The 13,823-nt window shown below is 40.6% G+C and carries 8 protein-coding genes; all 8 read right to left on the bottom strand.

Features of this window, described 5'->3' with window-relative positions; genetic code table 11:
• Nucleotides 1–82: 82 nt before the first annotated feature.
• The 8 genes from H5161_RS06305 to H5161_RS06270 all read right to left on the bottom strand — a co-directional run bounded on the left by H5161_RS06305 (nucleotide 83) and on the right by H5161_RS06270 (nucleotide 13,559).
• Complete coding sequence (locus H5161_RS06305; RefSeq protein WP_182768939.1) at nucleotides 83–1,963, bottom strand: hypothetical protein; 1,881 nt, start codon at nucleotides 1,961–1,963, stop codon at nucleotides 83–85.
• Between the two features lie 9 nt (nucleotides 1,964–1,972).
• The gene (locus H5161_RS06300) at nucleotides 1,973–3,064 is read right to left on the bottom strand and encodes a hypothetical protein (protein ID WP_039489982.1); all 1,092 of its coding nucleotides are present in this window, start codon (nucleotides 3,062–3,064) and stop codon (nucleotides 1,973–1,975) included.
• A 62-nt stretch (nucleotides 3,065–3,126) separates the two neighbouring features.
• Entirely contained in the window at nucleotides 3,127–6,162 is a 3,036-nt protein-coding gene (locus H5161_RS06295; protein ID WP_182768938.1) for a hypothetical protein, read from the bottom strand.
• Between the two features lie 503 nt (nucleotides 6,163–6,665).
• Complete coding sequence (prpF, locus tag H5161_RS06290) at nucleotides 6,666–7,832, bottom strand: 2-methylaconitate cis-trans isomerase PrpF (protein ID WP_182768937.1); 1,167 nt, start codon at nucleotides 7,830–7,832, stop codon at nucleotides 6,666–6,668.
• Between the two features lie 11 nt (nucleotides 7,833–7,843).
• Nucleotides 7,844–10,453 carry a Fe/S-dependent 2-methylisocitrate dehydratase AcnD gene (gene acnD / locus H5161_RS06285; protein ID WP_182768936.1) on the bottom strand — a complete coding sequence of 870 codons (2,610 nt, stop codon included), beginning with the start codon at nucleotides 10,451–10,453 and terminating at the stop codon, nucleotides 7,844–7,846.
• A 129-nt stretch (nucleotides 10,454–10,582) separates the two neighbouring features.
• A complete protein-coding gene (gene prpC, locus H5161_RS06280; RefSeq protein WP_182768935.1) occupies nucleotides 10,583–11,707 on the bottom strand; it encodes a 2-methylcitrate synthase in 1,125 nt (374 codons plus the stop codon).
• A 42-nt stretch (nucleotides 11,708–11,749) separates the two neighbouring features.
• Nucleotides 11,750–12,628, bottom strand: coding sequence for a methylisocitrate lyase (gene prpB, locus H5161_RS06275; RefSeq protein ID WP_138488929.1), 879 nt, complete (start codon nucleotides 12,626–12,628; stop codon nucleotides 11,750–11,752).
• Nucleotides 12,629–12,872: 244 nt separating this feature from the next.
• On the bottom strand, nucleotides 12,873–13,559 hold the full coding sequence (locus H5161_RS06270; RefSeq protein ID WP_007582477.1) for a GntR family transcriptional regulator: 687 nt from the start codon (nucleotides 13,557–13,559) through the stop codon (nucleotides 12,873–12,875).
• Nucleotides 13,560–13,823: the final 264 nt, after the last annotated feature.

Here is a 13,823-nt window from a genome sequence, read left to right as displayed (position 1 = left end):
TAGTTATAAAAACACTTCACTCATCGTAAAAAGCGCTGAGCTGTAAGGCATATGCTGAGTTTTTAATTATTTAATATAATGGTTAAAATAACGACTCAAACTCACCATTTGGAAATAAAACACCAGGAATACCACGTACCGCAGTAACATCAGCTAGTTTAGTATCACCAAAATATAAACCGCCACTGTAATTACGGCCCTTTTGCTTTACATCTAACCAACGTCCATTTTCGCCTTTCGCTATTAGATTAATGTTGCCACTAACATCACGAATACGTAAATCTAACGCGCGATTTTGTATGCTAACAAATATATCTGTAGAAGTAAGTTCTGATAAGTTTTCCACATCGCCTACGTACGCAAATTTAAAATCGCTTGCACCACTCAATGGAAAATCTAATTCAAAAGTAAATGCTAAATCGTCATTATCTTCACCAACAAAAGGCGAAGCCTCTACTGCTGTGATATGAAATGCAGTGCTTTGAATGTCACTTACGTAATCACCATTAAAATCAAAAGTAGATAACGTGGTTGACTCCTCACCTAGTGAATTAACAAAACGATTTAAGTTTACTGATAAATCACCTTCGAGTTTACCCGCTGCTTTATTGATAATTACGTTGGTCGTTACCTGTGTAATACCCGTATCGGCTTCTGGGTTTAATTCACTTTGAGCATCTATGCCATCAAACTCAATCAGCAACTCACTTACATCCACACTTAATACCGTAGTACCATTTGTGACCGTTGCGCTCATTACACCTTCGATTTTATTACCTAATACACCACTTACTCTGAAAGTTGGAATTGATAAATCAATGGTTATAGGTAACTCATCATATGTGCCAGTAATAGCCCAAGTATAAGGTGATTGGTTGTAATCAATATCTAAATCACGAAGCTTATATTGCCCTGATGGTGTAGAGCCATCAGCTAGTGGTGAATAATTTGTGATAACTTCGTTTAAAGCATTACTAAGTGCATCAAGGGTTCTTTGTGTATCTTCATCAAACGCACCTTCAAGCTCAGTAAATTTTGCGTCTAATTCATCTGAATAGCTTTTTTCTTGAAGTCTTGCAACACCAATTATATTTCGCGTATCAACAAGTAACTCTCTTGAGTCTAAGCTTTGCACTTCTGCTGAGCGAGCCTGCCAATTTGCAAATGTAGTTACACTTGCAATCGTTTGCTTAACTTGACCAGCTACATTTTTCAGCAAAGCATTACCTTGGTCGCTAAATAAGTTGTCTGTAACATACTGCGCTGCTAAGTCGCTGTAATCTTGCCATGCTTGCTGGTCAGTCTCCAAGTTAGTAAATGCATTAAAAGCACTTTCAACACTAAACGAACTATCAGCAACACCAGCTAAAATTGCCGCGTAGGTGAAGGCATTTGTCACCATTTCTGCTTCAACACTTGCATTTAAATTACTGTGCGTTAAATGATAAAAAGGCGTGGCTGATAAACTCGCCTGTGTAGCACTAAAGCCTTCTTCTGTAATTGCTTTACTCAATGGCGATAAATAAACCTTATTTACACCCGGTGCACTTAATGCATCCGCTTTGTAATTAAGGGTAACGGTTGTCAATTCTTGGTAGTCGATTAACCGGTTTGCGTTTAAGTCATTTACATCACCACGCACAGTTCTGCCACACCCTGTAAATCGCGGACAAGGTAGAGCTGTATCGCTAGGTATAAACTCAAAACTATTAAAAGTAAGTGGAGTTACACTTACACTCGCAGTATTGATGTTTTCGACTTCAATTGATTCTTGCACCACCCCATCGCTATCTAAAACATTAAGCGTGCCCTGTGGTGATTGCCAATTAGATACATAAAAACTCACAGAAGAAGATGTAGCAATTTCACTCACTGCAACAGATTCTGAACTGTCACTGTCTGATGAAGAACCACAACCTGCCAATGCAATAGCGACCCCTAAAGGTATAATTTGTTTTAACATCTTCATTCCTTAAAACTTAATGTTCACGTACCAATTCACATTTGCATAATAGGCTTTATCTAAATCTAGGCTATCAGTTTGTAAATTAAGACCAAAATATTCGTTTTCTATACCAACTAAAAATGCTTCGCTTTTTGTTTCGTAGCCTGCTTGTACTCGCCAATGATCCCAAAAGTGAATACGGCCTTTTAATTGGCTAAACGTGTCTTTATCGTAACGTTTTAAAGTTAACTGAGTCGAAAATCGGTCGTTTATTCTGTAATCGGCAAATGCTTGTAGTCGCATTTCCATTTCGAAATCATGAGATACCGTATTTCCAAATGCAGATGTTTTTAATGAAACTGTTGGCTGAGTAATAATATCGCCGTTGTCATCTTCGCTAAATGGAATTTCAGTAGTTTGACCCTTTACAGAGCCACTGTCTTCGTACTGAGTTTTATAGAGCAAATCTTTTACGCTAAAACCAACTTTAAGCTCATCATTTACTTGCCAATCGGCAAAAATATCTAGGCTATAGCCTAGCCCTTCAGGCTTTTGTGAAGGTGTAAATTCTTTAAATAAAATATCTTTTGAAAAGTTGTAATCGACAGTTACAGCACCTTCAACTTCATCACTAAAAATCTCACCATTTACAGTGGCATCTTGATAGTGTGAGCTGGCAAAAACAGAAAGCTTAGGTGTTATTGTTAATGCATTTTTATCTAAAAATTTAAAATCATAAGATACGAATACACCATTAGACGTTGCTTGTTTAGCATCGAGGTAATAGGTATAAAATCTATCTTCAAACTCTAAATCATTCTTTTCGGTATGAGTATATTTAGCTGTATCAGGATCAAAGTTAAGAACATAGTCATAACGACTTTGTAAACCCACTTTAAAATTACCGTAGCCAACACCCACTTCAAAAATATTATAGGTAAATGCACTGTCACCCGATTTTAATGGTGCATCAAAATCATCTACAAAGGCTTGTACTGGTTGTGCTTCAGTATAAATTTCTGCGTCAAAATGAGTAAATATTTGAAATTGGTTATCTGCGGAAGCAAGAGGAGAAATAAACGCTGTTGAAAATCCTAACAAGAGAATTTTTTTTTTCATAATTTAATCGCTTTCTATAAAAAAAGGGAAAAGCGCTGCTTTCCCCTTTTATAGTTTAAATATTACTTAGATGAATCAATTAAATCAACATCAGTGTAAGGCACTACATCACCATCGATGTAAGTGATAGATACACCGTTAGTAACTTTAGAAGCAGTACCAAATGACATCATTTCGCCATTGTACATAGCTTTAACATCACCAGTGTAACCTGTAGATTCCATACCAGTTAGAGATAATGTGTAACCCATTGCTGCGTCACCTTTAACCATAACTTCTAATGTACTTTCATCTTCATCACCACTACTGTCAACCATACCCATTACTTTAAAGTCTAAGTCGCCAGACATACCTTCAAGTGTAATACTTGAAGAATCTGATTCTTCAGTTGCAGTAAGGTTTAGCATACCAGTGAAACCAGAATCACCGTCCATAATTTCAACGTGGTTCCAAGCTTGCGTATCGATAATTTCAGCATCATCAATTGTGTCAGCATTTACTGCACCGTCAAATGTGAATATTAAACATGAATCAATTTGAGTAGCATCAATTGTGCCTGCAGCAAAATCAACACAATCTTCAAGTGCTTGTGCTTGTGTATCAGCAGTAACAAGTGAAACAGTTGCGCCATTTTCACCCATTAATGTAGCGCCCCAAGCAACAACTAATTGCTCGCCTTGGTATGAAGCTGAAGCACTGATCATTTCACCGGTAGTTTCGTTCTCTAATTCTAAAACTAACGCATCTAAGTCATAGTTATATGACCAATCAGGTTGACGAGTAGAAGTACCTTCACCTGAGTTACCCATTTCAGCTAGCTCATCAATTACGTCAGCAAGAACATCTGCTGCATCGATAACCGCTTGACCGCCAGTGTTAGTAAGGACAGTCATAGTCGATAATGACTCTGATGTAGCTTTAACAGAAGTTAGTACTTCAAGTTTAGCAACCGCCGATTCAGCAACAAGTTGTAGGTTATAAGCTGTTACAAATTGCTCGCTAGCTAGTTCACCTTGAGCTTCAGCAGCTGTTTGCATAGCTGTAAGCGCATCAATCATTGCTTGTGCGCCTTCGCCTTCAAGGTCTAGGTAAGCATTAGCAGCAACAAGTGCTTGCTCAATAGCAATTTCAAGTGCATCAACAGCAGCAGCAAAATCAGACGCAGCAGTAACAGCAGTCATTGCAAGCTCAAGAGCTTCAGTTGCGTTTGCGGCTGTATCTACCATTGCACCTTCTGCGTTAGCAAGTGCGCTTGTAGAAGCTGCTTCAGCTGTGTCTGCTGCTGATTTTTTCTCATCAGCAACGTCTGCAGTATCTTCAGCAACTAGTTTTGCTGCAGCAAGAGCAATATCAAACGTTTCAATCGCTGCTTCTGCTTCCGCTACTAGTGCAGCTAATGCAGCGTCGTATGCAGCGGTATCATTTACAGCATCAAATGCATCTGTTTGTAAAGACGTTGCAGAATCAAGAATCTGTTGGTAATCAGAGCTTTGAGTAACTAGCGCTTTTGCAGCAGTTACATAACCTTGTGATTTAACAAAAATAGAATCCGCTTTAACTGTTAAATCAGCTGTTGCAGCTTCATTTTTCAGTAATGTTACAGCACTTACAAATGCAGCTGCGTTATCAGCTGTAAGAGCATCGCCACCCATTGCTTGAACATCAGCAAGTGAACTTTGAGCTGTTTCAATATCCATTTCTAATGCAGTAAGTGCAGTCTGTGAAGCTGTAACTTCTACTGTTAAAGCAGCTGCTAGAGCTGTATAAAAATCATCTCCAACTGTACACTCTGCACCAGTACAACCAATTACTTCTAGTGCTTTTTTAACTTTTACTGCAGCGGCTGCAAGGCCAGCATCAGTTGCTGCACCATTTTTCACAGCTTTATCTTTAGCTGCTTTTGCTTTTTTAGCAACATCAGCTGAGTTAGCAGCAAACGCAACTATCTCGTCAGCAGTAGGAGCTGGAGTTTTTGCTGCAAAAGCTGCTTCCAATGCAGCTTTAATATCTTCTTCAGTGCCAGTAGCAATGGCAACAAAAACATTTGCAGTATTTGTAATAGCTGTTTGTAACATTGTCGCTATTGCTGCAATGCTAGCATCAGCATTACCTTTAAACTGGCCTGATTTAATACCAGCTTTAATGCTGCTCATTACATCACCAATTGAAGGTAAACCCTGAATTGAAGATGAAAACTGTGCAATTGCTAAAATACCATCAGTAAGCTCTTCTTCACCATCAACATCACTTAAATCTACAGCGCCGCCGTTAGATAAGTCGCCAATAATAGCAGAAAGTAAAAGTGCTGCGTCTTGACCCATTACTTGTACAACAGTGTTTAAGCTAGCTGTAGCTATAGCACCTTCATCTACACTTGAGCCTGAATCAAGAAGAAGAGATGCAACTAATGATGTTAAAAAAGTAACATTTGCTTTATAAGAACCTGTAACATTAGCGTCGCCTGCAGAACCACTCGCTCCTGATGGATCAGCTTCAACAACTGGAATGAATTTAACAACTGAAAGCTCTAGGTCAGTTTTGTACCATTCACCAAACTCAATCGCAGTATCACCATCATTTTCGTCGTCAACTTCTGGCGCTACATCGTAATTGCCACAACCTACGTAAGCATCACAACGTAAAAAGCTATCATCGCCTTCTTCAGACGTTTTAACAGTAATGTAAACAGGACCAGTAAAATCATCATCTAGGTAGATGCTGTAACGGCCGCTTTCATCAGTTAAGACTTCAGGGTTAGCGGCAATTTTACTTGCTTCTACCGCGGCATCTGCAGCATCTTGAGATAGTGCTTCTTCAGAAAAAGACTCTGGCTCTGCTGAAGCAGCTGAGCGAAATGCCACAGGAACGCTTTGACCAGATTCATCTAAAGTCATTACAGTTACTACAGCATTTTTCATTGAACCTTTAACTGCTTTACCTGTTACTTCAATGTTGAATTGTGCATCGCCCGTTGCAGTAAAAGATTCTACAGGTGTAACAGGAATATTTCTGTCGTTATCTGAACCACAAGCTGTTAAGCCTAATGTAAGTGCAACTGAAGCTGCAATAGGTGTAAATTTGATCGTACGCTTTACCATTTATTTCTCCTTGATAGCCTGGAATGAGTATCAGATATTAGTTTAGTTGATAGTGCCTTACATAAGCTTTTTATATTCTAAAAAGCCTTAAAAAAGTACACAATCATAACCTTTGTTACCAGAACTTTAAAAATACCATTAAGATATATAGTTATGCTACATATTTATACGTTTTATAGAAGTATTTATCTTTATTCTATGAGCTACTTCTTTATCAGCATCTCTATTATTCAATAACCTATAGACACTCATAAAGAACCAGCACATATTGATACAATATATTCACTTTATTAAATGAATATTACATATAATCTAGTTTGTTAATTATATTCTTCAAGTAAATGCGGTGGATGAGAGCGAAAAAAGACGATAATTCGAAAAATTAATGAAAAAGGATTATTTATAACGAGTGTGAGTAGGTTTTACTTTAGCTAAGCAAACGTTTATAAAATTTGTTTGCTTAACTAAAATAAATGTTTAGTTGCGCTTAACTTCACCATTGATTAGTAAGGGACTCTTACAATCCCTTCCATTAATACACGTGCACTTCGGCTCATACTTGCTTTGGTAACTAGCCAGTTACCTGCAGTATTTTTAGCCTCAGCACCTACTTTTAGGGTGCCCGACGGATGACCAAAGTTAACTTCACTCAATGCGCCGCCACCAGCAGCTATATTTACGAGTGTGCCTTCAATTGCTGCAGCAGTGCCAATAGCAACCGCAGCTGTGCCCATCATGGCATGGTGCAGTTTACCCATCGACATAGCGCGTACTAACAAGTTGATATTTGCAGCTTCAATAAGCTTTCCGCTAGATGCTTTGTAATCTAAAGGCGATGCAACAAACGCAACCTTTGGCGTATGTTGGCGAACTTGCGCTTCACTAATGTTAGTGATTAAGCCCATTTTAACAGCGCCATAAGCACGAATGGTTTCGAGCTTTTCAAGCGCTGCAATATCGTTATTTATATCGTCTTGCAGCTCTGTGCCGGTATAACCAATATCAGTGGCGTTAATAAATACAGTAGGAATACCTGCATTTATCATCGTGGCTTTTAAAGTACCAACACCTGGTACTTCTAAGTCATCAACTACGTTACCTGTTGGAAATAACGCGCCATCGCCATCAGCGGGGGCCATAAATTCAAGTTTTACTTCAGCTGCAGCAAAAGTAACACCATCGAGCTCAAAGTCGCCGGTTTCTTGTACTTCGCCATTGGTCATAGGGACATGCACTAATATGCTTTTTTTAATATTAGCCTGCCACACACGCACAATAGCAACACCGTTTTTAGGTAATCTGCTTTTATCGACCAAACCATTACTAATGGCAAAAGCACCCACTGCTGACGTTAAGTTGCCACAGTTACCGCTCCAATCCACAAAAGGTTTATCTATCGCCACTTGACCAAACAAGTAATCAACATCGTAGTCAGTTTGCTCACTTTTACTTAAGATTACGGTTTTACTGGTACTTGATGTAGCGCCGCCCATGCCATCCGTTTGTTTGCCGTACGGATCTGGGCTGCCAATAACACGCAGTAATAAATTATCGCGCGCCTCGCCTGCTACTTGAGCAGGCTTTGGCAAATCAGTTAAATTAAAAAACACACCTTTACTGGTGCCGCCACGCATATAGGTTGCAGGCACTTTAATTTGCGGTTTAAACATAGTGTTTGCCCTTATGCAGATTGCGTTGCTTCTAAAAAGTCTTGAGCAAAGCGTTGTAACACACCACCAGCCGCGTAAATAGAAAGCTCTCCTTGGGTATCGATACGGCACTTCATAGGCACAGTAAGCACTTCACCGTCTTTACGGGTAATGCTTAAATTAACTGTGGCGCCTGGTTTTAAATCACCCGTTACATCGTACGTTTCACTGCCATTCAGCTTTAGAGTTTTACGCGTTGTGCCTGCTTTAAACTCAAGCGGTAAAACCCCCATACCAATTAAGTTAGTACGGTGAATACGCTCAAAGCCCTCTGCTGCTATTACTTCAACGCCTGCAAGTCTTACGCCTTTTGCAGCCCAATCGCGCGACGAACCTTGCCCGTAATCTGCACCGGCTACAATAATAAGCGGTTGTTTACGCTCCATGTAAGCTTCGATTGCTTCCCACATACGGGTATTAGTACCTTGTGGCTCTAATCGTGCGTACGAACCTTGCTTAACTTCGCCGTTTTCGTCAAGTACCATTTCGTTTAGCAGCTTTGGATTGGCAAAGGTTGCACGCTGCGCTGTTAAATGATCGCCCCGATGCGTTGCGTACGAGTTATAGTCTTCCTCTGGGACGTTCATTTTGGTCAGGTATTCGCCAGCAGCACTACTTGCCATAATTGCGTTTGATGGCGATAAATGATCCGTTGTAATGTTATCGCCAAGTACTGCAAGCGCGCGCATACCGGTCATAGTGCGCTCACCCGCAAGTGCACCTTCCCAATAAGGAGGGCGACGTATGTAGGTGCTTTCTGGGCGCCAGTCGTAAAGTGGGTCGTTATCTTCACCGTAATCTACGGTTAAATTAAACATAGGCTCGTATACTTTTCTAAATTGCTCTGGCTTAACACTGTGCTTAATTACTGCGTCAATTTCTTCATCTGATGGCCATAAATCTTTAAGCGTAATGTCGTTGCCTTGTTGATCTTGCCCAAGTACCCCTTTTTCAATATCAAAGCGAATAGTACCTGCAATGGCGTACGCAACAACTAAAGGAGGTGACGCTAAAAATGCTTGCTTAGCATAAGGATGAATGCGCCCATCAAAGTTACGATTACCTGAAAGTACAGCCGTTGCGTATAAATCACGTTCAATTACTTCTTTTTGAATCACAGGGTCAAGCGCTCCGCTCATACCGTTACATGTTGTACACGCAAAACCAACAATGCCAAAGCCAAGTTGCTCAAGCTCTGTTAGTAGGTTTGCATCTTCAAGGTATGATTGCACTGCTTTTGAGCCTGGTGCTAATGAAGTTTTAACCCAAGGTTTGCGCATTAAACCCTTAGCATTTGCGTTACGGGCAAGGAGTGCTGCAGCAATTACATTGCGTGGATTACTAGTATTAGTACAACTAGTAATAGCGGCAATAATACATGCGCCGTCTGGCATTAAGCCTTCTTCATTTTCAACAACGCCCGAAATACCTTCTTTAGCTAAATCGCTTGTCGATACACGGCGGTGCGGATTAGATGGACCTGCAATATTGCGCCCCACGCTTGATAAATCAAACTTAAGTACACGTTCGTATTTTGCGGTTTTTAAGCTATCGCTCCAAAGGCCTGCTGTTTTTGCGTAATTTTCTACAAGGGCAATTTGTTCTTCTTCACGCCCTGTTAAACGCAAATAATCTATTGTTTTATCATCGATATAAAACATGGCGGCAGTTGCGCCAAATTCAGGCGTCATGTTTGAAATGGTTGCTCTGTCGCCAAGTGTAAGCGCGTCGGCACCTTCACCGTAAAACTCTAAATAAGTAGATACAACACGTTGTTCGCGTAAAAATTCAGTAATGGCCAACACAATATCGGTTGCGGTAATACCCGGTTGGCGCTTACCTGTTAGCTCAACACCAACAATATCAGGCAAGCGAATATATGAAGCACGGCCAAGCATAACGCTTTCAGCTTCAAGCCCGCCTACACCCACAGCAATAACACCCAGCGCATCAACATGAGGCGTGTGGCTGTCGGTACCAACTAGTGTATCTGGAAATGCAATGCCATCTCGGTTTTGAATAACCGGCGACATTTTTTCAAGGTTAATTTGATGCATAATGCCGTTACCCGGTGGAATAACGTCAATATTTTTAAACGCAGTTTTTGTCCAGTTTATAAAGTGAAAACGGTCATCATTTCGTCTGTCTTCAATGGCGCGGTTTTTTTCAAATGCGTCAGGATCAAAACCGGCATGCTCTACCGCTAGTGAATGATCCACTATTAACTGCGTGGGTACCACAGGATTCACTTTTGCCGGATCGCCGCCTTTGGCTGCAATTGCATCACGCAAACCTGCTAAATCAACAAGTGCTGTTTGGCCTAAAATATCGTGGCAGACCACGCGCGCCGGATACCACGGAAAATCCAAGTCTTGCTTTCGCTCAATTAGCTGGTTAAGTGCATCGGTTAACATAGCAGGGTCGCATCGGCGTACTAGGTTTTCGGCAAATACACGCGATGTATAAGGTAGTGTGGCGTATGCACCTGGCTTAATTGCATCTACGGCTTCTTGCGTATCGTAATAGTCGACGTTTGAGCCAGGTAAAGGTTTACGGTATTGGGTATTATTAATTATGGTCATGGTAAGGGTTCGCTAATTTGGTGACGGTGTTTGCTCACAGCTAGCGTGTTTAATAAAAAGTTTGAGAAAAACGACTCGCTAGTGGCTATGTGCAATAAAAAAGTGAGCACATGCGTGCTCACCCATTTTTTAACGTGACTCTATTGGTGTGTAACTGCGTGCATCAGGGCCTGTGTAATCGGCACTTGGGCGAATAATACGGTTGTTAGCGCGCTGCTCTTTTACATGGGCAGTCCAGCCCGTAACACGGCTCATGACAAATATTGGCGTAAATAATTTAGTTGGAATATCCATAAAGTGATAAGCAGATGCATGGAAAAAATCGGCATTACAAAACAGTTTTTTCTCGCGCCACATAATTTCTTCACAACGAACAGACACAGGGTAAAGCACGGTATCGCCCACCTCTGCCGCTAGTTTTTCAGACCACTTTTTAATAATTACATTACGCGGATCAGACTCGCGATAAATAGCATGACCAAAGCCCATTATTTTGTCTTTACGTTCAAGCATGCCCATAATTTCTTTCTCAGCATGTTCAGCACTTGTAAAACCTTGAATCATATCCATAGCCGCTTCGTTAGCACCACCATGTAATGGACCACGCAGCGTACCAATCGCACCAGTTACGCAAGAATGAATATCAGAAAGCGTTGATGCACACACACGCCCTGTAAAAGTAGAGGCGTTAAACTCGTGCTCTGCGTACAAAATTAGTGATACATTCATTACCTGTGCAAACAATTCACTAGGTGCTTTGTCGTGTAATAAATTTAAAAAATGTGCGCCAACTGAGTCGTCATCAGTTTGTGTTTCAATGCGTACGCCATCGTGTGTAAAGCGGTACCAGTAACAAATAATACTTGGGAACACAGCAACCATACGATCAATTGCATCATTAGCTTGGCTAAAATCAAGTTCCATTTCAAGGTTACCCAACATTGAGCAACCCGTGCGCATTACATCCATTGGGTGCGCGTCTTTAGGAGTATTTTCAAGCACAGTTTTAAGCGCATCAGGTAAGCCGCGTAAACTTTTTAGTTTTGCTTTATATTCTGCCAATTCGCTTGTGGTTGGTAACTCACCACGTGAAAGTAAAAAAGACACTTCTTCAAACTGCGCTTTTTCGGCAAGTTCGCTAATATCGTAACCACAATACGTTAAACCAGAACCACTTTGTCCAACAGTACACAATGCTGTTTGACCAGCCACTTGTCCGCGTAAACCCGCGCCGCCTAATGCTTTATCTACCATGATCTTCTCCTATCTTAAATTTGTGTGTGATTTTAATAATTATTATTTGTCAGATTTTGATGAAAAAAGGTTATCGAGTGTGTTCTCGTACGTGTGGTAATCTAAAAAGTCGTAAAGCTCAGAACGCGTTTGCATATTTTCAATTTGGCTTTGTTGCGAGCCTTCATTTAAAATTGCTGAATACACGTTTAGTGCTGCTTTGTTCATGGCTCTAAATGCACTTAGTGGGTAAAGCACCATTTCAACACCTACATCGCTCAACTGCTCTTTTGTGTAAATAGGTGTTTGGCCAAACTCAGTAATGTTTGCCAAAATTGGAACGTTAATCGCTTTTGCAAATGCTTGGTAATCAGCAAGGTCGTGCACGGCTTCTGCAAAAATAGCGTCAGCACCGGCTTCAACACAGGCAGCTGCACGGTCTATCGCGGCGTTTAAACCTTCTTTTTGAAATGCATCAGTACGCGCCATAATGTAAAAATCGCTATCGGTTTTTGCATCAACCGCCGCTTTAATGCGGTCAACCATTTCACCTTGGCTTACAATTTCTTTATTAGGGCGATGACCACAGCGTTTTTGCGCTACTTGGTCTTCTATATGAAAACCCGCCGCACCCGCTTTAGTCATTTCTTTTACTGTGCGTGCAATGTTAAACGCCCCACCCCAACCGGTATCGGCATCAACAAGTAGTGGTAAATCGCTAGCACCAGTAATACGGCGAATATCTTCAAGCACGTTATCAAGGCTCGTCATACCTAAGTCAGGCATACCAAACGAGGCGTTTGCAACACCGGCACCTGAGAGGTAAATAGCTTGGTGACCCATTTTTTCAGCCATCATCGCGGTGTAGGCGTTAATAGTACCTACTACTTGTAACGGGCGGTTATTGGCAATAGCGTGTTTAAATTTTAATCCTGCTGACATTACTTTCTCCTCACTTTGAACGGTTGCTACGTGGAGTAACTTGTAGTTTTAATCTGTAATTGTGACTGTTTAACTGCTCTACTTAACTTTTAGAAGCTCATACCAATCATTATGGGTATGAGGTCTATTTAACGATAAGAAAATCGTTCTGTAACTAGGCAATAATTTTTATGTTTAGTGGTTCTAAATAAAAAATTTTTAACGACGTTACGGAGCGATTTAATCCGTTAAATTGTTCGAATACTCATATTGATTGGTATACATCAAATTTGGTTTGGATATTTGCTTGCGATGCGCTTATATGGCGCTTCATAAGCATTTCGGCCAATTCACCGTCGTGGTTTTCAATGGCGTTAATAATCGCTAAATGCTCATCAAATGCTTTTGATACACGCGGCCCCACCATGCCCATTTGTACACGATACATGCGTATTAATTGATAAAGCTCATTACACAGTAAATGAATTAAATGCGCGTTTTTACTGCCTTGAATAATACGGTAATGAAAATCTAAATCGCCGGCTTCTTGGTAATAAGATTCGCCCTCTTTAACACGTTGTGTTTGTAGGTGCTGATTAAGTAATTGCTTTAAGCCTTTTACTTCTTCGGGTTCCATATTGTCGGCAGCAAGCCTACATGCCAAACCTTCAAGTGAGCTGCGAACTTGGTAAACTTCAATCAAGCGCTCAGCGGTAAGGGCAACTACTCGGCAACCTACGTTAGCTTTACGCTCAACAAGGTAGCAACTTTCTAGGCGATTTAACGCCTCTCTAAGCGTTGCACGGCTTACACCATAACGTTTGGCAAGCTCAGGCTCTGATATTTTACTGCCTTGAACTATACTGCCTTCAACAATCTCACGGCGCATATCTACAAATACTTGATCTGATGCGGTAGTTATAGGCGCTTCGTTTAAAAATGTGTGTGTCATAAGTTATTTTTTAGATTGTCGACAATTAGTGTGGTTACTATGAGCTTATTAAAAAATCATGTCAACCCTCAAACCTATCAAAATGGCTAAAAAACACACTCATTGTCGACACTATTAACATAAAGTCGCATAAAAATGGTTTTAAAATGGACTAAAACAATGAAGTGTCGACAGGGCAATAAATCAGATGTTACGTCTTTAAGCGCTGAAAATGCATTATATAAATGCTATTATCGCGCTTTATTTTTATAGTATGAGCTAACG

Origin of the sequence: Pseudoalteromonas sp. SG43-5, from assembly GCF_014164345.1 — a bacterium.
GTDB lineage: Bacteria > Pseudomonadota > Gammaproteobacteria > Enterobacterales > Alteromonadaceae > Pseudoalteromonas > Pseudoalteromonas distincta.
This window is presented reverse-complemented; position numbering and strand designations above follow the sequence as displayed.

Coding starts and splice junctions, on each gene's coding strand:
- H5161_RS06300 (WP_039489982.1), bottom strand. CDS start 3,064: ATGAAAAAAAAAATTCTCTTGTTAGGATTTTCAACAGCGTTTATTTCT.
- H5161_RS06295 (WP_182768938.1), bottom strand. CDS start 6,162: ATGGTAAAGCGTACGATCAAATTTACACCTATTGCAGCTTCAGTTGCA.
- H5161_RS06305 (WP_182768939.1), bottom strand. CDS start 1,963: ATGTTAAAACAAATTATACCTTTAGGGGTCGCTATTGCATTGGCAGGT.
- prpF (WP_182768937.1), bottom strand. CDS start 7,832: ATGTTTAAACCGCAAATTAAAGTGCCTGCAACCTATATGCGTGGCGGC.
- acnD (WP_182768936.1), bottom strand. CDS start 10,453: ATGACCATAATTAATAATACCCAATACCGTAAACCTTTACCTGGCTCA.
- prpC (WP_182768935.1), bottom strand. CDS start 11,707: ATGGTAGATAAAGCATTAGGCGGCGCGGGTTTACGCGGACAAGTGGCT.
- H5161_RS06270 (WP_007582477.1), bottom strand. CDS start 13,559: ATGACACACACATTTTTAAACGAAGCGCCTATAACTACCGCATCAGAT.
- prpB (WP_138488929.1), bottom strand. CDS start 12,628: ATGTCAGCAGGATTAAAATTTAAACACGCTATTGCCAATAACCGCCCG.